Source organism: Photobacterium aquimaris, from assembly GCF_002954455.1.
Taxonomy (GTDB): Bacteria; Pseudomonadota; Gammaproteobacteria; order Enterobacterales; family Vibrionaceae; genus Photobacterium; species Photobacterium aquimaris.
Window position 1 is genome coordinate 263825 of sequence record NZ_MSCC01000001.1, and the last position, 20672, is coordinate 284496.

Consider the following 20672-nt stretch of genomic DNA (forward strand, 5'->3'; position numbering starts at 1 on the left):
TTGTTAAACTTTGTTAACAAATGGATGGTGGTAATGATTTGCAAAGAGAATTTCACGTAAGTAACTAATTTTATAGATATAAACATTTCTTTGTTATTAGTGATATAACTGTCATTTTACAATTTGACTTGCTCTTCATGAGTACAATCGTTAGGTTTATAGTAATCAAATTGTTAAGGATGACATAATGGACGTTGCGAACGTACTCAAAATCAACAAACACCCGACCTTGTTTAAACGCTTTCCCGAGATTTTATCTGTCACGAATACCAGTAAGCGCCAAGCGAATTGGTTAGTCTATGGTAAGCAAATTACCACTGATAATATTGAGGCGATTAATGATGTTGGTTTGAGTGCTATTGATATTGTCGCAGCTTGGAAAGTCGGCGCATATGATGCAATTTTAATTGCCAGTGAGCTAACGTTAGAGCAACAGCAAAAAGTGATAGAACAGCAATTAGACTTTGCTTATGTGAGTGATATTCCTGATTTATCAATGCCTGGGGTTGTGGTATTAGATATGGACTCAACCGCGATTGAGATTGAGTGTATTGATGAGATCGCGAAACTTGCAGGTGTTGGTGAAGATGTGGCGGCGGTTACAGAGCGGGCGATGTCTGGTGAATTAGACTTTGAGCAAAGTTTACGTCAGCGCGTAGCTACGTTAGCTGGCGCAGATGAAGCGATTTTAGCGCAAGTGCGAGAACAACTGCCGTTAATGGCAGAGCTGCCCCAATTAATTGCGACCTTGCATCATTATGGTTGGCAAGTAGCGATCGCTTCTGGCGGGTTTACTTATTTTTCCGATCATCTTCAGCAACAATTTAATTTGGTATCAGCAACTTCCAATACGCTTGAAATTATTGACGGCAAGTTAACCGGTAAGGTGATTGGCAAAGTGGTTGATGCCAAAGCCAAAGCAGAAATATTATTGGCATTAGCTGAAGAGTTTGATATTGAACCGCATAATACCGTTGCTGTGGGTGATGGTGCTAACGATTTGCTGATGATGGATGTTGCTGGGCTCGGTATCGCTTATCATGCTAAACCCCTAGTTGAACAACAGGCAAACGTCGCAATTCGTCATGCCGATTTAGGGGCGGTCATTTGTATCTTGTCGGCATCCCTCGCCGAACAACGGTTAGCTTGGTAGGTTTGATGCAGCATTCGCACCTTATAATCGGTGCGAATGGTTAATCACATTAATGAATTTCAAGCCGAATTAACACTTCATCAGTAATATCTAAAATTTCACCACAACCGATTAATGACGTGAACTCCATTTCTAATGCTCGCGCTCGATGTAATGTTAAGCGTGCTAATTTACTGAGTTTTTCACCAATTAAGATCGTAAGCGGATTCAGCACGGGTAATGCGGTGATCCGCAATGCGAATAACTCTCCATGTTGGCGAGCTTGTTCAATATATGCCCGTTGGCTAGCAACATCATCAAAATCTTGGCGGAGCTTAGTGTCAACTTTATGCACTTTATTGTCTTTCATCTCAACTGCTAAATATAACTCATGAATAACAGGAGGCGGTTGTTTGTCTCGCGGTCGCATTGGACCGGCGAGTAATTGTTTGACTCGTTGTTTGAAAATAATATCAAGATCACAGCGATCATTATCACTTAGCTGGTGGAGAATGTTTGCCAGTGGAGATAATGGAAAATTGGATCCAACCGCTTTTACCTTGATTTTATGGTCAATTTTTTCGGCGAAATAAGGCAAACAATGCAATCGAGTCAGCAACATTTGGTGCATCGCAAACAACATCGCCGCAGAAGGTTGCGGCTCTTTGCATACCGACAGCTTCTCTAGATTAGAAGTAATTAACGTTTGTAGAAATTGCCCGCCTAATAAGCCGTCTTCATTTTCAATGGTCGTTAACTGAATATTTTTTCCATTAGGGCTCGTGCGAATAACCTGATAAGGCATTCTCTTTAAAATACTATTTTTAGTGCTACGGGCTAAATCTGTAAACTCGATGATCACAGTGTCACCTTGCTTACAGCGCAGGGGGTGATCTAAATTAATATTCAGTCCACGACTGGAAAAATCGATTGAATGGCCGCTGATTATGCCATTATTTTGTTGAAGGGTAATGGTTGTTTGATATTGAAACCGAGATTCACTGCGCAGTGGTTTAGGATCAAAATGAATCGCTTCTGCTTGGCTAATCGGGTTACGATAGTGACGGAATTGATGTAATTCTTGAGCCATTAAGGTTGATGCTGCGCCACCAAGATAATCCGGTTGGACTTGCGAGTGAGTTAAATCTTGCAAGGTACCAATATGCGATAAATCCTGACAATATGGCATCATTTCGGGTGTCAGTTGGGCTAATGCTTGCTTATCGTTAGTGGTTAAAGGGTAGAGTGTTAATCGCATTACACGCCAACTTTTACGTTTTGCACCAACCTGCCAAAATAACAACCGTTGTTGGCGAGTCATTTCAGGCAATGCTGCGGAATAAAAATAACGCTGGCCTTGATGCTCATGAAAGAAGCTATAAATTAAGGTGCTGGTTTGTGAAACCTTACTTAGACCGAGGTTACTGATACGAGAGACTGATAGCAGATGATTAATAACCGGTTGGTTACGTTCATCATGCCAATATTGCCATTGGTGTTGATTATGATCGGTTAACAAGCTGTATTTAAGGCTAGTTTCGGCAAAAAATAATGGCATTGTTGTCGTATGTTTAAGGTAACAATGCTCAAACCCTTGGGTGCGCAATTGAATAATCTTATCGTCATGGTTATTACGACTGAACGATTGATGCTGATCATGCTTAATAATCGCCTGTAGTGCCGTATTTTCAGTTAATGCCAATAAGCGTAACCATTTAATGCTGTCGTTATCTTGAATATCATCAATACCTAAAATACGATAGTGGTGACTTTGGTTAAGACGCGCATCTTGGTATTGTTGTGCCAGTTGTGGAAACGAAGCAGTAATTGTTTGACCAAGTTGGTAATCAAACGCCGCAGGCACTTTACATTTTGCACCAGAAAGAGAAAGATCGACCGTTGTCGCCAGTACTTGTTGGCTATTAGTTAATGTTAATGCCATTGGGGTTGCGATACTGAGCCTCTTTTCTTCACGACTGAGGTAGTATCCAAATTGAATCAATTGAGCTTGAAATAAACTGTACTGAGTGTCTGCTGCTACAGCTTCTGTTGGTGGCTGTTTTTGCTGTTGGTGGATAATACGAAAATTGTTATGAGTGTTAATTAACTCTTCGTAAAGTCCATAGCAATACTGACCGCCAAACACACGACTGCGGCGATGATAAATATTGATAGCGACATCATCTAACCAATGGTCATACCCATTAAAAGTATACAGTCGACACTGACCTTTAACCCGCCCTCGAAGATCAATAATTTTATTGCAAGGGGCCATCAAGCGATTGATTTCCATTTTTATTTGTAGTCGTACCGGCCCCGTTTCGTGCTCAGTTAATAATTTGAATATGGGCTCAAAATCAAGCTGGTTATAGATTGGCAATAACTGTTCAATCAGGGCTTTATAATCGTCGAGATGCATGAGTAGGTCTATTAATGAGTGGCTAGATAGACTTATCGGTTACAACAACAAAAAGTTTAGTGTTAACTGACATGTATTTGTCGTTATTTGATAAATTCTTGACGCTAATCTGATTAGCAATTGTGAATAATGAGTGATGTAGGAACTAGAATGGCAAAAGCAGCAAAACGAGCGTATGTATGTAGCGACTGTGGTATGGACTTTGCGCGTTGGCAAGGCCAATGTTCTGGGTGTAAATCATGGAATACCATCACTGAATTTACGATTCCTAACACTAAAACTGGCAGTGTAACGTCTGCACGTTCAAGTTTGTCAGGCTATGCAGGTATTGCTGGTGGTGGCTCTAAAAAGCTGCACGAAGTTGAAGCTGTTGATGCTCAGAAAATGTTAACTGGTATTGGTGAACTTGATCGAGTGTTATGTGGAGGATTAACCACAGGCTCTGTGAACATTATTTCAGGTGATCCTGGTGCGGGTAAAACAACCTTGCTATCAGATCTAGTGGCGCGAATGTCTAAACTGATGCCATCACTGTACTGTACTGCGGAAGAATCACTATCACAGTTTAAAAACCGTGTTAATCGCTTAAAGTTAGACTGTAATGAAGATAATTTATATCTGATGGCTGAAACTAGTGTTGAAGCGATCATCGCTGAATTAGAGGCAAAACAGATTAAATTTGCGGTTATTGACTCGATTCAGGCAGTATCAACAGAATTAGCCAATGGTAGTCCTGGTTCACCATCACAAGTAAAAACAGCAGCACAAGCGCTGACGCAATACTGTAAACAAAACAACGTTACTATGTTTTTGATTGCGCATGTGAATAAAAATAACGAAATTGCTGGGCCTCAAACACTGGTTCACATTGTTGATGCGTTACTGCATATCGACACCAATGATGGCCAAGTGCGTACCTTACGCGCCAATAAAAACCGCTTTGGTGACGTTGATACAGTGGGTATTTTTCGTATGACAGAGCGCGGTATGCTCAGTGTTGATAACCCAAGTGAAATATTCTTATCGGGTTCTACCACCGAATCATCAGGCTCTGCGATCACCTGTATTCGTAAAGGTAATCGAAATATTTTATTAGAAATTCAATGTCTAACCACAGAAACTGAAGGTGAGTTTCCACAGCGGGTCTGTGTTGGATTAAATATGAATAGAATTAAGATGTTAACCGGAATTCTACGTAAGCACGCCAAGACCAAAATCTTTCACGATACATTTTTTAATATTGTGGGTGGTTTAAAAATTGACGAATCAGAAACCTGTATTGATTTGGCATTAGTGGCAGCATTACTGAGTAGTTTAAATGAATTTGTGGTGCCACGCACAACGTGCATCATGGGTGAGTTAAGTCTTAATGGTGATGTGCGTCCGATTGATAGTGGCGTACCGCGAGTTAAAGAAGCGGCGCAACATGGATTCACTGAAATCTTTATTCCTTATCGTAATTATCATAAATCAATGGAAGGGCTTGGGGCTAAAATTGTCGCAGTGAAAACCATCCATGAACTGATTGAGCTCATTAACTAACACCAATGGTATAAGTGAGTTACGATTAGATTATGCAAGGCCAATCATCATCATATGATTGGCCTTTTTAATGGATGCTAAATAGATAGGGCTGTTATTAAAGATCGTCTTGGTTGTTTATAGGCTTGGTATAATTAACAGTAGTGATGCCGATATCGTGGTTTTCATCGCCGGTCAATTGTACCTGCATTGCAACCATGCCATTGATGGTGTCTAGCAACGATGTCCATTGAACATTCTTTTCTTGTTTAAACAGCTCATCAAAGTTTTCAATGTTCCATTTAACAAATGGCCGTGGATTAAGTGGTTTGCCTAAAAAGCGAATTTCATAATGTAAGTGAGGTCCGGTTGATAGTCCCGAATTACCCGTCCAACCAATAAGTTGGCCTTTTTTAACAAACTCACCTTGCTTAACTTTAAATTTACTCATGTGAGAGTAAGTCGAAATAAACCCCATCGTATGATTTAAGGTTAATTGATTACCATAACCATAATTACTGCTGCGAGCTCGCTCAATAACAGCATCTGCGGGGGCATAGATCGGAGTGCCAATTTTAGCTGCAAAATCAAGGCCATCATGGCGTTTTCGCTTTTTGGTGATCGGATGAACGCGGGTTCCAAAGCCAGATGTTAATTGAACATTTGGTGTCGGAGGGCCATTTGGTATCAGCTGAAGTAACGTTGCTCTGACTGCGGAGTTAATTGCAGCAGTATCAACCCGTTGAGCGATGGTTTGAGTTTCATCAACTGGCTCAATTCCCAGCACTGTTTCCATGTCATCAATACGCTGGTTCAGGGTAACTAATGATTTTTTCTTACTCGCTAATTCTTGGTTAAGATCATGATTCATTGCCGTTTCTTCAGATAGTGAAGCACTTAATGCTAATGCTTGGGCACTTAATTTTTGAGCTTTGATTTGAGAAATTTTAGCATTTTGATAAAGGTGAAACATTGAATAACTGCCATAGCTAAAAATACCACAGACCGTAATGATCATCGCGGCACGATAATAGCGTTGTAGCGGGTGTGGCGATTTATTGGTTAATGATGGCTCTGACGATGATGGTTCTATATGAGACATAATCTATAGCTATTATTAAGAAATAAGTGAAAGCTGACAGAGATTAAGACCGTTGAGAGTGGTCCGTATCGAATCAACTAGCGATAAGTAATAAGTCTTTCAGTCTAGGTTGTTGCTTTTATTATTGCTAGCCATGACGTCACATAAATGAGGAAATACAGTATGTTGTTCTGCTGTTATTTTTGAAACTATTTGATTTTAAAGTCGTTTTTTTTTCAGTAAAAAAGAGCTGTTTAAACAGCTCTTTTTTGATTACAGCGCAGTAGTATAATTATTTTGCAATACGTTTGTACTTAATGCGGTGTGGTTCAGCAGCATCTGAGCCCAATGTTTTCTTCAACCAATCAGTGTATTCAGTAAAGTTACCTTCAAAGAAGCTCACTTTACCTTCATCGCGATAGTCAAGAATATGAGTCGCAACACGGTCAAGGAACCAACGGTCATGCGAGATAACCATAGCGCAACCTGGGAACTCAAGTAGTGCTTCTTCCAACGCACGTAGTGTTTCTACGTCAAGGTCGTTGGTTGGTTCATCGAGTAGTAATACGTTACCGCCCGATTTTAGCAGTTTCGCTAAGTGAACACGGTTACGCTCACCACCTGACAAGTCGCCAATGCGTTTTTGATGATCACTGCCTTTAAAGTTAAAGCGTGATACATAGGCACGTGCTGGAATTTCAAAGTTGTTGATCTTAATAATATCAGCACCTTCAGAAATTTCTTGATAAACCGTGTTGTTGTCATTCATGCTATCGCGGAATTGATCCACCGAGGCTAACTTCACCGTTTCACCTAATTCAATTGAACCAGAATCCGGTTGCTCTTCACCACTTAGCATCTTAAACAGTGTTGACTTACCCGCACCGTTAGCACCGATAATACCGACGATTGCACCTTTTGGCATGCTGAATGATAAATCATCAATCAGTACGCGATCACCAAACGATTTAGTAAGGTTATTAACCTCAATAACTTTGTCGCCTAAACGCTCACCTGGTGGAATGAATAGCTCGTTGGTTTCATTACGTTTTTGGTGTTCGTTAGTGTTTAGCTCTTCAAAGCGCGCCATACGTGCTTTTGATTTCGCTTGACGGCCTTTAGGGTTTTGACGAACCCATTCAAGTTCTTTCTCGATGGTTTTTTGCAAAGCACGTTCTTGCGATGATTCTTGTTTTAGACGCGCATCTTTTTGCTCTAGCCATGAGGTGTAGTTACCTTGCCATGGAATACCTTCACCACGGTCAAGTTCTAAAATCCAGCCAGCGGCATTGTCTAAGAAGTAACGGTCGTGGGTAATCGCTACCACAGTACCGCTGTAATCAACTAAGAAGTGCTCAAGCCATGCTACCGACTCAGCATCTAAGTGGTTAGTTGGCTCATCAAGTAGCAGCATGTCTGGCTTATCAAGTAATAATCGACAAATAGCAACACGACGACGCTCACCACCCGATAGATTCTTGATAGGTGCATCCCAATCCGGTAGGCGTAGTGCATCGGCAGCACGCTCAAGTTGCATACCGAGGTTATGACCATCTTTGGTTTCAATCAGCGACTCTAAATCGCCTTGTTCTTTTGCCAAAGCGTCAAAATCAGCGTCAGGTTCAGCATAGGCTGCATAAACTTGATCAAGACGAATTAATGCCTCTTTAACATCAGACACTGATTCTTCAACAATTTCACGTACTGTTTTGCTTTCGTCTAGTACAGGTTCTTGGGGCAGGTAACCGATTTTTAATCCAGCTTGTGGACGAGCTTCACCTTCAATATCGGTATCAATGCCAGCCATAATACGCAGTAAAGTTGACTTACCTGAGCCATTAAGGCCTAAAACACCAATTTTTGCACCAGGAAAGAAACTTAATGAAATATCTTTTAAGATTTGACGCTTAGGTGGGACGATTTTGCCCACTCGCGACATGGTATAGACGTAATCAGCCATATCCGTGTGTGATCTCTACTCTAAAATGAAGCTTATATAGTACCTATAATCTTTAAAAGTTCACTCGAATTGTTGGTTATTCGTTGGCTCAGTAAAGTATTTTAGCGATAAAAGTGATTGTTTATTGTAATGCTTACCATCACAATCATACGTAATGGAAATTATATATTCGTTAAGGTATGTAACGACTTATATTGATACGATATTGCCTTTTTTTGCTATCATTGAGCAAGGCTTATCGATAAGTTTTGGCGTTTTTTATATGGAGTTAATCGTGGCACGTCTATTTAGTTATTCTCGAGTTTTTTCACTTGCTTTGTTGACCGTCGGATTAACCACTGCTGTGAGTGTTCAAGCGGCAACATTAGATCAGCAGCGTACATGGTATGAACAAGCGCAAAATGCGTTTTCAGCCAATGATATGGCATTATTTCATCAGCAAAAAACTAAGTTAGGAGGATATCCATTATACCCTTATTTAGAATATCGTGAATTTAACGCCCAGCTAGCGACTAAAAATGCTAGCCAAGTAAAGGTATTTATCAATAAGTATAAAATGCTACCTTTTAGCCAAACACTTAAAACACGTTATTTAAATCAGTTGGTTAAAACTGAACGTTGGCATGATTTTTTATCGATTCAACCAGCTGTACCAAGACAGATAGATCTACAGTGCGCTTTTTATTATGCAAAAGCCCAAACAGGTAAGGCGACATTAGCATGGCAGGGAGCTGAAAAATTATGGCAAACGGGAAGCTCGTTACCAGCCAGTTGTGATGCGTTATTAAATAGTTGGAGCGCCACAGGTAAACGCACCAATGCCATGGTGTTAGATCGAATGGTATTAGCCTATGCTAAAGGTAATAATAGTTTATTAAGCTACCTTGATAAGTTGTTAACCGGTGACGCTAAAGCAACTGGTGAAACCATATTAGCGCTATATAATCAGCCTCAAAAGGTGGGTGAATTTGCTAAGAAAAGTAAAGTAACACCTTTTAATCAGTTACTTACCAAGAATGCTTTTTTATTTCTAGCCCGTAAAGATACGCCACAAGCTGTGGCTGAATACGATCGAGTAATGCGCGGGCAACATTTTGATAAAGCGACCAAGCAAACACTGGCTGATGCGGTAGCCTCTCGATTAATGTCGACCAATGATACTGCGTTAGCCCAATGGCGTGACAGTAAATTAGCCCACAGCGATAACGCCACTCTTTTAGAGCGCCGTATACGTAATGCGATCCGTGAAGCTAATTGGAAACAAATTCAATTATGGATTAACCGCTTACCAAAAGAAGCACAACAGACGCCGCGTTGGACATTTTGGAAAGCGAAGTTATTAGCGCAAAATGGCAAGAAAAAACAAGCGGATAAAATTTATACTTCACTATTAGGCGAGCGAGATTTCTATAGTGCGGCTGCGGCAACGATATTACATAAGCCAATTATGTACCCGTTAACGAAAGCGCCAACGGCGACTGCTTTATTAACACCTTATAACAAGAGCCTAGCACGTGTTAAAGAGTTAATCGCACTTGATAAAGTGACTGCGGTTAATCGTGAGTGGGGGTATTTGCTCTCTAAAATTACCAACGTGCAAACTAAGCGCCAGTTAGCGGTATATGCTGAAAAGCATCAATGGCATTACTTGGCAGTGCAGGCGACTATTTCTGGTAAGTTATGGGATCATATGACCTTAAGATTTCCTTTAGCGCACAAATGGTTATTTGATTTCTTCAGTGAACAACGCAATATTCCAGCATCGACCATGATGGCATTAGCGCGTCAAGAAAGTGCGTTAAACATTCACGCGCGATCACATGTTGGCGCAAGTGGCTTAATGCAATTGATGCCAGCTACAGCTGCTGAAACGGCTAAAAAACTTGATTATAAATACCAAGGTAAACAAAGTTTATTTGATCCAAGTGTTAATATTCGTTTAGGCAGTGCTTATTTAAAGATGATGTTAGAGCGTAACGATGGTAATCGTATTTATGCTTTTGCATCTTATAATGCTGGGCCTGGTCGAGTTGCGCAGTGGAAAAAAATAACCGCAGGCAAATTAGATGTTTATTCATTCATTGAACAAATACCGTTTAATGAAACACGTGGTTATGTTCAAAATGTATTAATGTTTGATATTTACTACAATGAATTGATGGGACATAAAGGGATTTTATTTAGTCCTGAAGAATTAAATGCGCATTATTAATAGTATTAGGTGTTTTATTGACAATTGCTGCGGTTCAATCTATTTAATAAATTTATTGTAATTATAAAAATAAAACCGCTACTGTTGTGCAGAGAGATAACAGTAGCGGTTAGCTATACAGCAGCAAAAATATAGATAAAGTCCGATATGAAATAAATTATGAGTTTATTTTTTCTGTGAATATGTTGGGTAATCTAAAATCCAACGCTTACCAAATTTTTCATCCCACTCTTGAGGGAAAGGAGCAAAACCCGCCGCAGGGTACATAGTTAGCTCACTAAAAGTAATTTGATTATTATGGAAATATAAATCAACCCGCACCATGTCATAATGTTGACCAATGCGCTCTGCTATTTCGATCATTTTATCAATAAATTCAGGTTTTTCAGGCACAGGTACACGACGAGGGTAAACCACAGTGATGCCTAATTCGTTCCAATCACGGTCATAATGATTACGGAAGTGCTCTTCAAATCGACCTTGGTCTAATTGAATGAATTCTACTTTACCATCAATAACATGCAGTTTGTAATCATCAGGAGTTGTGCCATTGAAATCAAGAAACTCTTCGGCAAATACACGTGGTGGAATATTTTGGTATCCCCACTCACCAAGTGAACCTGATTGATCTTTTTTAAACCAACGCCCAGCAAACGCTTTCATCTCTTGCTTTGAAAAATGTTTACCGTTACGTACAAATTCAATCGTTTGACTAGTATGGTTAGCTTTTAATACGTAATCATTTGGCATTTTATTAAATGGGAACATATCAAAATCAGCGATATATTTGGCAACCCATAATGTTTTTGGAATGTACAATTCTGGCGCAATTGTTTTTATAAATTCTTTTGCTGCCAATTTATCAGCACCAATTGTTAAATACTCACTGCGATCATGAATCTTTTTTAATTGTATTTTTTCATTAAAGGTTTTTGGGTGTGAGTAATTAATGAATTTTTTATATTTACGGTAATATAAAAGCTGTAAGCGTAATTTTATTGGAAGTTTAGATACTATTCCTGAAAACAATCGATATTGTAAGCTTTCCATCTTAGGTTCTCTGCCTGTTATTTATTTGACAATCAAATTTAATAGATTTATTTATACTTTATATATCAACTGATCATCAGTATTATTCATGAATAGCTTAGTATAACTAAATTACAACTTTTGATCCTATTTGCTATGTTATCTCTATGTCATTTTTCAATTATAATATTGTATGTTTCTGGTAGTTAGTATACATTTTGTGTATTAACTGCTGTTTTTAAAGGTAATTGTTACAGTAATAATGTATATGTTTCGTTTGATTTTTTTTTTTAACATTAACGAAAAATTTCATAGATTAATCTATTTTTAGCAAATCGATATAATAACTACAAATAAAATCATGATCTATTTTGTTATATATTATGATTAACTATGTTTATTAAGAGTGATATGCATCGTTATTGTTATCAATCCAAGACGTTATCAATAAATATAAGCACTATTAGTATGAGTATTTATTTATAAGGTTATGAAATATAAAAATAACACTTGCTTGGTCAGATGTGGGAATCGCGGTACACTGCAACCCCGAGATAATACCTGATGGGATAAATAAAAATGGCTGTAGACTCACCGAAGTATACTGATTGGCAACAGGTTTTGGATTTGCTTCAGCAAGCATCTGCACAACAAAGAGATCAATTACTGTTTAAAGTATTATTAACTCATGATGAAAGAGAAGCTTTGATCGCTCGCGTGAATATTGTCCACGAGTTACTTAATGGCGAACGTAGTCAGCGTAAAATTAGTGAGTTACTTGGTGTGGGTGTTGCGACAATTACTCGAGGTTCAAATGAGCTAAAGCATCAAGATGATGACACCAAAGCATGGTTAGCTGATTTTCTGGCTAAAAATGGCTCATCCAGTTTGTAATATTTAGTCATTCAATCATTTTAGCCGTTTATGCACAGCGCTATTATAAATAAACGCTGTGTGATATTTAGTATAATTCCGGATTTAAAAAAGGAATCAATGCTAAGATTAACGCTTGTTGATAAACACTACTACGAGTTAATAAGTGTTGAGTTAGCATCGCAATCGCACCACCTTTTTGCTTAATATTCTGTTGAGCAAACATTTCATCCATCACATCTCCAAGCTCTATGCCTTGCGCTATTTTCGCTAACGCGAGTGGTGGTAATGGTAATGATGCTGAGCGAGCTGTCGATTTCTTGCCTTGATGTTCAATTACCATCCATGCAAAGGTAAAATTACAATCTAAGCCGGCTTCTAAACCAACGATGTAATCAGCACTTGGGTAACGTTCACGGCAATAAGCAACTCGATTATTCGCACCTAATAATGTTTCTTCGCTGGTTAAAGGTTGATCTCGAACGCCACTGACTGTACTCACTCCTGTGATCGTAAACTGTTGCTGAGGAAACGCATCCTTAAATGCATTACTGACAGCGGTAATTTTGGCTGGGTTAGCTGATGCGACAATAATGGTTGGCATAATTAACTATTCGTCAAAGTAAAATATGAATAAACAGTACGAAAGTAGCGTATTTAAGAACAAAATTACAGCAAATAAAAAAGCCCACCTAATTAAGATGAGCTTGTATTTATCCCTAGTTGAGCATTCCGTAGTGATTAACGGTCGTAAGCCCAGTCTGATTGAATAATATAACCGTGAATTTGGAACTCACCGTTATTAACAAATAAGTTAGGAAAATCTGGCTGTGAGGTCGAGAACACAACACCATCAGCAAGTTGGGTCATGTGGTAAAAATCAGGCTCACTACCACGAACAGAAGCAAATACTGGTTGCTTTGGACGATAAGCAGCTTCTTTAGTTGCTAACGCGTAGCTACCTACAGGTGCGCAATGGGCAATGTTTTCATTATCAATGAATAAGCCTAGACATGCATCACGTTCTAAGTGTTGTGGGATCGCACGTTTGCTGATTACTTCAACAGAGTCACCTAAATTATAAGCTGAAAAGTCTTTACGGTGAATAACCGGAATATAAGTGCAGGTCGCAGAACTATCATGTTGGGTGCTGATAGTCGTTGTTGCTTGTGTTCCAGTATCAATTTGACCAGTCAGAATATAGCCAATTGATGTATTTAGAGTTTCAGCAATTTTTTCTAGTTCGCGTACTTCAATACCGTACTTACCTGATAGTTTACGACTCATTGTACCTTGCTGAAGACTAAGTGCTTCACCAAGTTGTTTTTGACTAATGCCTTGAACTTTAGCCAAGCGCTTAATTCTTTCTAAATATTCCATGTAACTAGCTTCCTGCTTCAAATAGGGAGTGTGAATGAAAAATTCATTCTCAATAGTTATAAAACATATTACTTAAAAGTGTAGAAAAGGAATCAGAGTTACTTAAAAAGTGGGATTGATTTGGTTAAAGAAATATACCCCATAGGAAAGATGGGTAAAAAAGGGAACAAAATACGCGAAAAAAAATAAGTTTGAGGGCGGGAAACGTAATCATTAGACGTAAAAAAAAAGAGTATAGAAACGATAATTTTCGATAAAAAAAATAACTATATTTGTAACGTTATGATTTTTAATGCTTTAAAAGTAAACCTTGAAGTGTTAAATAAAATGTGTTTATTTGTTTTTTTATTTTTGTAAATTGTAATTTATTTTGTAAAATAGACTAACCTAGTGATACTTAGCTCAGTAATAAAATTAAATAGTTTTTATGGGTATTAATGTTGTTATTGATAAGATTGATGATAGCCATGATTTATTGATGCTGAATACAAGCCAGTATGTCTATTTGGTATGTTTTTTGTGGCCATGAATTTCGTGAAATTATGGCTACAGTGTTAAATAAAGCTTTTATTGACTAAATTGCTACTAAATCGAATGACAAGAAAAGTTTAGATATAAAAACCTAAGTATTAATAACTTAGGTTTTTATTTGGTAGGTTATTATTTAGCAGTTGGTGCAGGAGTACGAATTAAGTAATCAAAAGCACCTAAACTTGCTTTTGCACCTTCACCCATTGCAATAATAATTTGCTTATAAGGTACGGTAGTAACATCACCGGCAGCAAAAATACCGTTAACGTTAGTATTACCGTGAGCACCAATTTCAATTTCACCGCGTGGTGTTAATGCCACTGCTGATTCTTTTAGCCACTCAGTGTTTGGCACTAAACCGATTTGAACAAAAATACCTGCAAGTTCGATGTGTTTAATTTCATCTGTATTACGATCTTTGTAGCTAATACCTGTAACACGGGTGCCATCGCCAACCACTTCTGTGGTTTGTGCCATTTTAATAATGTCGATGTTAGGCATACTTTCTGCTTTATTAATCAACACTTGGTCGGCACGTAATGTGTCAGCAAACTCAAGTACAGTCACATGCTCAACAATACCAGCAAGGTCAATTGCCGCTTCAATACCTGAGTTACCACCACCGATAACCGCAGTACGTTTACCTTTAAATAACGGACCATCACAGTGTGGGCAGTAAGCAACACCTTTATTACGGTATTCTTGTTCACCTGGGACGTTCATTTCACGCCAGCGAGCACCAGTACTGATGATCACACTGCGAGATTTTAAAATTGCGCCACTTTCAAGATTGATATGGGCATAACCATCTTCAGTTTCAGTTGCTTCAACAATATTCTTAACACGTTGCTCACTCATGATATCAACGTTGTATTGTTTTACGTGCTCTTCAAGGCTTGCTGCTAAGCGAGGCCCCGTTGTTTCTTGAACAGAAATAAAGTTCTCGATAGACATGGTATCCATTACTTGACCGCCAAAACGCTCGGCAACAACACCAGTACGAATACCTTTACGTGCAGAGTAAATAGCCGCTGATGCGCCAGCTGGGCCACCACCAACCACTAATACGTCAAACGGGGCTTTATCATTAAGGCTTGCTGCTGCTTTTTTAGCTGCGCCAGTGTCTAACTTATTTAAAATTTCAGTTAGTGACATACGGCCTTGACCAAATACTTCACCGTTTACATAAACAGTAGGTACAGCCATGATATTGCGTTCTGTTACTTCCGCTTGGAAAGCCGCACCATCAATCATACTTGCTTTAATACGTGGGTTAATCGCTGCCATCATGTTGAACGCTTGCACAACATCAGGACAGTTTTGGCAAGATAGTGAAATGAAGGTTTCAACAACGATGTCTTGATCTAATGCTGCGATTTGATCGATAACCGCTTGTTCTAATTTCATTGGGTGACCACCGCTGTGCAGTAGCGCTAATACCAATGAAGTAAATTCGTGTCCCATTGGCAGACCTGCAAAGCTGATTGAGGTCTGTTTGGTTGGGTGAACCACTTGCATAACAGGTTTACGTGCGCTGGCATTATTATTCTCAATAACACTAACTTTATCGTTTAGTTCTGCAATTTCGTAAGCTAACTCATGCAGTTTTTGTGCAGTGTCACTATCATCTAAACTTAATACCAGTTGTACGTCAGTTTTTAAATTTTCTAAATACGCTTTTAGCTGCTGCTTGATGTTTTGTTCTAACATAATCTTGCCTTTTTAATTTGTTCATGGCCTAACAGCAGATAATCAATGTGGGTCTACTGTAATACGACATATTGCCTATATAAAAAGGCGTAAATATGTTTGAAGGTCTTTGAATGAATAAGGCACCAAACATGATGTTTATGTTTGATGCCTTATTACTTTTAAATAAATGAGTTACTTAAAAGCAGGATGAGTAGTATTTCAATTCGACGCTATGTCAAAAATAAACATTATCATCAAAGGTTAATAAGATTAGATCTTACCAACTAGGTCTAGAGAAGGAGTTAGTGTTGCTTCGCCTTCTTTCCATTTTGCAGGACAAACTTCACCAGGGTGTGCAGCAATATATTGTGCAGCTTTCACTTTACGCATTAGGTCTTCAGCTTCACGGCCGATGCCTTCTGCAGTGATTTCCATTGCTTGAATAACACCTTGTGGGTCGATTAGGAAAGTAGCGCGGTCTGCAAGACCTTGACCTTCACGCATAACGTTGAAGTTATTAGTAATGTTACCAGTTTGGTCACCTACCATGTAGTAGTTGATTTTGCCGATAGTGTCAGAGCTGTCGTGCCATGCTTTGTGAGTGAAGTGAGTATCAGTTGATACTGAGAATACTTCAACACCGCGAGATTGTAGCTCTGCGTAATGGTCAGCTAGGTCGCCAAGCTCAGTTGGACATACGAAAGTAAAGTCAGCTGGGTAGAAGAAGAATACTGCCCACTTACCTAGAACGTCTTTTTCAGTGATTTCTACGAAGTTGCCTTCTTTGTATGCTGTAGCACTAAATGGCTTGATTTCTGTGTTGATCATAATATGGAATCCTTTTGAATATAATTTTAATTTTTATGCTGTAGTGCAAATCAAATCTCTGAAGTCATTATCGTCAAAATGGGAATATTAAGGAAATCGTTACAGCTGATACATTCAATAGCCAAAACCTATTATTGTTGGGTTGGTATATTTTTGAGGTTTGTTTTTATTACGTAGAATGGAATGTGGGGAATAGGTAAGTAGTGATGCTGGAGAGTGAATTGCTATTAATTGAGTTTTGAACGTTTCAGCTTAATGAAAATGTCCTATTTTATTTGATAACAAAATAGGACATTTTTAACAGAGCTAATACGGCTATCATCAAGATAAACTTAAGAAATCATGATGAGTTGCTAGTTTTATTAGCAGGGCATTTTTTGATAAAAAGCTAAAATAATGGTGAGAATTAGCCATAACCACTAAATCAACCGATAAATTTGTCGCCAATCGTTCAATAGCCATACCGATAGGTCCATTAACAATATAGACATGATCTCTATTTAAGCTTGTGTCTGTAATTAAGGCCTTTATTTTCTTTTCTAACGCCTCTTTTTCGGTATTAACAATATCATTCCCAACAGTATTTCCTAAATATGCATCATCAGAAAAAAGCTGTTCATCAAGATTGGTGGCATAACCCACAAACAGTTCTGCATTAAGTTGATCAGCTAACGCAATCGCTTTGAGAAGATAGGGCTTTGAATCGATATCTAGCGCATACAATACTTTTTTATACATCTTTGCCTTCTTTAGGTTTATTAACCCATGCATATTCTAAACGAGAGACTAATGCATGGTACAACAGTGCAATTAGAACAATGATGCAGCTACCTGCAAAAATGGGATAAAACGCAAACAGAATGCTGGTATGGGCTCCTAACATGATCAATAACGGGTTGCCCCCTGCTGGTGGGTGGGTAACATTGAGAATGATCATTAGAAATATTCCAACACCAACCGCTAAGCCGAGAGACCAAAATGTGACAGGTAAAAAGTTGGCAAATATAATGCCAGTGATCGCTGTCGTTAGGTGACCGAATACGACGTTTTTAGGGTGGGCTAAAGGACTTTGCGGTAAACCAAAGACCAATACCATGGTGGCTCCAAAAGGTGCGACTAATAAATAGTCTCCTTTGGCTACACCATCGACAAAGGCAAGAATACCAATACACAATGCAGAACCAGCTGCGGCAACTAATGCAATCATCCAAAGTTTATGAGCTGGGTGGGTGATCTTATAATGGATCCCCTTTGGTATATCATCCATTCGTAATACTTACTTATTAGTTCAATTTATTAATATTATATGACAAGTATAATTAAATGAGAGGGGTATTAATGCTTTATTAGTATTATCTAAGAATGCGGTCATGATCCCTATTTTAATTTAGCCCGATATTATGTGTAACTATATTTCAGGCCAAAGCTGTAGATATAAAAAAACAGCTGATAAATCAGCGACCTTTTCGACAGATTAATTACCGATAGTCAGGATAATTACATCCGTGTTTTAAAAATATTTACGATTTCTTCTAAGCTCGCTTTGCGTGGGTTAGTTAAAGAACAGGCATCATTTAGGGCATTTTGTGCCATGAATGCTAACTTGTCTTCTGTTACACCCAAATCAGTTAAACGTTGCTTAGTGCCTACTTTTTCAGATAGTGCATCAATCGCTTCAAGGGCGGCATTTACTGCTTGCTCTTGCGTCATTGCGGCGGTGTCGATACCCATTGCTTTAGCAATATCCACAAAACGTTCTGGTACTTGTTTGGCGTTAAAGCGTGAAACTTCAGCCAATAGGATTGCGTTACATAGACCGTGTGACAGGTCGTAAACACCACCCAATTGGTGCGCCATTGAGTGAACGTAACCTAGAGAAGCATTAGAGAATGCCATCCCTGCTAAGTACTCACCGTACTGCATTGCATCACGTGCGGCTCGGTCTTGACCGTTATTCACTACTGCTTCTAAGTTGTTAACAATTAACTCAATCGCTTTGATTGCAGATGCATCAGTGATTGGCGTTGCTGCTGTTGAAACATACGCTTCAACTGCGTGAGTTAATGCGTCCATACCTGTTGTTGCCGTTAGGAACGTAGGCATTGCTACCATTAGTTCTGAATCGTTAACTGCAATAATCGGCGTGAAGTGCTTATCAACTACTGGGTATTTAGTTTCATCTTGTTGGTTAGTGATGATTGCAAATACAGTCATTTCTGATGCTGTACCCGCAGTTGTGTTCACGGTTACCAATGGAAGTTGTGGTTTCTTAGATAGATGCACACCTTTTGAGTAATCACGAATATGACCACCGTTAGCTGCCACCAATGCGATACCTTTAGCTGTATCGTGAGATGAACCACCACCAAATGAAATCACAAAATCTGCTTTGCTTTCAGCTAGTAGCGCTAGACCATCTTCAATGTTTTTCTCTGTTGGGTTTGGCTGCACACCATCGTAAATAACAAAATCTAAGTTATGTGCTTTTAGCTCATCTGTTAGCTTGCTAACCAGACCCACTTCAACCAATACACTATCAGTCACGATAAGTGCTTTTTTCAATTCTTTTGATGCAAGTTCAGCACCTAGAGATTGAATAGCGTTAGGACCCATTAAGGTTACAGGTGGCATGTAAAATACATTGCTCATAGTAAAGCTCCGATAATTATTTATTAATTTATAGTGACTTACCGCGTTAGCCATAAGTCTGAATTTGTTTGATTGCGCGTTTCAAAAACGAATAACGGCTGCTGTTATATCGAACTTAGTGGTTATTGTTTGTGTCGATGCAGCTATTCTACACCTCGTTATTTTGGTAACAATAGAGAGAAAAACAAAAACACTTTTAATTATAGGTAATAATTGTTTTTTAACTAAAGTAGGGGAAATCTAGTGCTCTATTATTATTTATCAGCCGCTGATAATAGTTTGTCATTAAAGCTCATGTGGCTGTTTTTGTTGGTTACCACAATCCCTGAATGTGATTTATCAGCTGTGCCGTTGACAGCGTAGTGGCTAGCAACAACTGCATTATTTGCTTGGTTATTGAAACTAACGTTACCTGTGAATGCGCCATCACGTGCTGATGCAGTGTAAGAAGTGGCGATAATAGCGGTAGCGATAATTGCTTTAATAACTGTTTTCATGAGTTGTATAACCTTATCTTTATCATTGTTTGTCAACACCGTCTGCGTTTCGATGGGGTTATATTAAAAATTACTGAAAACAAAACAATTTCGTTAAATTGCAAAAGATTATTACTAATTTGATTGTAATTGGAAAAAGGGGTTTTTAGGAATGAGGTTTTAGAAGCAGGTGCGAGAAAGAGCAGTTACATTAAATACAACTCTTAAGTTGTATGTGGTGGCTGGTACAACTTAAGAGTTGTTTGAGGTGAACCTAAAACCTCAAGAGGCAAATTGATAGATCCTCAAATTACCGAATTTATCATGTGATTAATTGCTATGTATGGCGGGCATATTTATGTGGTGATCGTTTTGATAATAGCGATTTAAAATCAGATGTTATCTCGATTCAGCAGCGCATTCGTGAATACCATTAAACGAAAGTCTCAATTTCAACTAAGGCATCATCAAGTACTCATTATTTGCAGTTATTACATTTTGTTGTTAGTGAAAGGGTTTATTTGAAAAAATACATGGCTGTCCAATGTTCTTTTCTAGGTTGGAAGTCAATGGAAGGCGCCTTAGCCAGCTTACATGGACGAGAAGTGTGATCTGTAGGATAGGTCTGTCACACCTCTAACTAGATTTGCGACAGAACCTTAAAATCAGATAACTTACATATTAATTAACGGTATTTATAATCACTCCATTTTGATGAAAATACCCACCGATTACCATTTGACCAATAGACTTCAGGTTGTTGAACACATTGATTATTATTGTTTACAAAACCAATCCCATAAAAACCTGAAGCATTAATTGTACATAATGCTTGCTCTGCTGTTGTTTTAACTTGTTCACCTTTCAATGTCGGTGTATACAAAGACAG

Annotated in this window: 17 protein-coding genes; 4 read left to right on the forward strand and 13 right to left on the reverse strand. The window is 38.6% G+C overall.

Annotated elements, in window-relative coordinates; all coding sequences use genetic code 11:
• Window positions 1-187 precede the first annotated feature (187 nt).
• On the forward strand, window positions 188-1153 hold the full coding sequence (gene serB / locus BTN98_RS01055; RefSeq protein ID WP_060997686.1) for a phosphoserine phosphatase: 966 nt from the start codon (window positions 188-190) through the stop codon (window positions 1151-1153).
• Window positions 1154-1202: 49 nt separating this feature from the next.
• On the opposite strand, the gene BTN98_RS01060 is transcribed toward serB, so the two are convergent.
• Window positions 1203-3551 carry a PilZ domain-containing protein gene (locus BTN98_RS01060; RefSeq protein WP_060997687.1) on the reverse strand — a complete coding sequence of 783 codons (2349 nt, stop codon included), beginning with the start codon at window positions 3549-3551 and terminating at the stop codon, window positions 1203-1205.
• A gap of 150 nt (window positions 3552-3701) precedes the next feature.
• Between BTN98_RS01060 and radA the strand changes: the two genes are divergently transcribed.
• Window positions 3702-5093 carry a DNA repair protein RadA gene (gene radA / locus BTN98_RS01065; protein ID WP_060997688.1) on the forward strand — a complete coding sequence of 464 codons (1392 nt, stop codon included), beginning with the start codon at window positions 3702-3704 and terminating at the stop codon, window positions 5091-5093.
• Window positions 5094-5190: 97 nt separating this feature from the next.
• Here radA and BTN98_RS01070 read toward each other — a convergent pair whose 3' ends face one another.
• Together BTN98_RS01070 and ettA are read right to left on the reverse strand one after the other, a co-directional pair.
• Window positions 5191-6174, reverse strand: a complete 984-nt coding sequence (locus tag BTN98_RS01070) for a M23 family metallopeptidase (protein ID WP_082732129.1) — start codon at window positions 6172-6174, stop codon at window positions 5191-5193.
• 271 nt (window positions 6175-6445) lie between these two features.
• Window positions 6446-8113, reverse strand: a complete 1668-nt coding sequence (gene ettA, locus BTN98_RS01075) for an energy-dependent translational throttle protein EttA (protein ID WP_060997690.1) — start codon at window positions 8111-8113, stop codon at window positions 6446-6448.
• 274 nt (window positions 8114-8387) lie between these two features.
• Here ettA and sltY point away from each other — a divergent pair, with 274 nt between their 5' ends.
• The gene (gene sltY, locus BTN98_RS01080; protein ID WP_231730673.1) at window positions 8388-10325 is read left to right on the forward strand and encodes a murein transglycosylase; all 1938 of its coding nucleotides are present in this window, start codon (window positions 8388-8390) and stop codon (window positions 10323-10325) included.
• Window positions 10326-10490: 165 nt separating this feature from the next.
• Here the strand turns inward: sltY and BTN98_RS01085 are convergent, their stop codons facing one another.
• On the reverse strand, window positions 10491-11375 hold the full coding sequence (locus BTN98_RS01085) for an ATP-grasp fold amidoligase family protein (protein ID WP_060997691.1): 885 nt from the start codon (window positions 11373-11375) through the stop codon (window positions 10491-10493).
• A 558-nt stretch (window positions 11376-11933) separates the two neighbouring features.
• Between BTN98_RS01085 and trpR the strand changes: the two genes are divergently transcribed.
• Window positions 11934-12248, forward strand: coding sequence for a trp operon repressor (trpR, locus tag BTN98_RS01090; protein WP_060997692.1), 315 nt, complete (start codon window positions 11934-11936; stop codon window positions 12246-12248).
• A gap of 67 nt (window positions 12249-12315) precedes the next feature.
• Here the strand turns inward: trpR and yjjX are convergent, their stop codons facing one another.
• The 9 genes from yjjX to BTN98_RS01135 all read right to left on the reverse strand — a co-directional run.
• On the reverse strand, window positions 12316-12831 hold the full coding sequence (gene yjjX / locus BTN98_RS01095) for an inosine/xanthosine triphosphatase (protein ID WP_060997693.1): 516 nt from the start codon (window positions 12829-12831) through the stop codon (window positions 12316-12318).
• Between the two features lie 137 nt (window positions 12832-12968).
• Window positions 12969-13607 carry a helix-turn-helix domain-containing protein gene (locus tag BTN98_RS01100; RefSeq protein ID WP_060997694.1) on the reverse strand — a complete coding sequence of 213 codons (639 nt, stop codon included), beginning with the start codon at window positions 13605-13607 and terminating at the stop codon, window positions 12969-12971.
• A gap of 660 nt (window positions 13608-14267) precedes the next feature.
• On the reverse strand, window positions 14268-15848 hold the full coding sequence (ahpF, locus tag BTN98_RS01105) for an alkyl hydroperoxide reductase subunit F (protein WP_060997695.1): 1581 nt from the start codon (window positions 15846-15848) through the stop codon (window positions 14268-14270).
• 252 nt (window positions 15849-16100) lie between these two features.
• On the reverse strand, window positions 16101-16658 hold the full coding sequence (gene ahpC / locus BTN98_RS01110) for an alkyl hydroperoxide reductase subunit C (RefSeq protein WP_060997696.1): 558 nt from the start codon (window positions 16656-16658) through the stop codon (window positions 16101-16103).
• 321 nt (window positions 16659-16979) lie between these two features.
• On the reverse strand, window positions 16980-17396 hold the full coding sequence (locus tag BTN98_RS01115) for a universal stress protein (RefSeq protein ID WP_060997697.1): 417 nt from the start codon (window positions 17394-17396) through the stop codon (window positions 16980-16982).
• Window positions 17389-17925: an HPP family protein gene (locus BTN98_RS01120; RefSeq protein WP_060997698.1), complete on the reverse strand. Its 537-nt coding sequence runs from the start codon at window positions 17923-17925 to the stop codon at window positions 17389-17391. The genes BTN98_RS01115 and BTN98_RS01120 overlap by 8 nt, the downstream gene beginning before the upstream one ends.
• Before the next feature lie 230 nt (window positions 17926-18155).
• Window positions 18156-19307: an iron-containing alcohol dehydrogenase gene (locus tag BTN98_RS01125; RefSeq protein WP_060997699.1), complete on the reverse strand. Its 1152-nt coding sequence runs from the start codon at window positions 19305-19307 to the stop codon at window positions 18156-18158.
• A 254-nt stretch (window positions 19308-19561) separates the two neighbouring features.
• The gene (locus BTN98_RS01130) at window positions 19562-19804 is read right to left on the reverse strand and encodes a hypothetical protein (protein WP_060996880.1); all 243 of its coding nucleotides are present in this window, start codon (window positions 19802-19804) and stop codon (window positions 19562-19564) included.
• A gap of 664 nt (window positions 19805-20468) precedes the next feature.
• A partial coding sequence (locus BTN98_RS01135; protein WP_167390196.1) for a hypothetical protein occupies window positions 20469-20672 on the reverse strand: 204 nt, incomplete at its 5' end.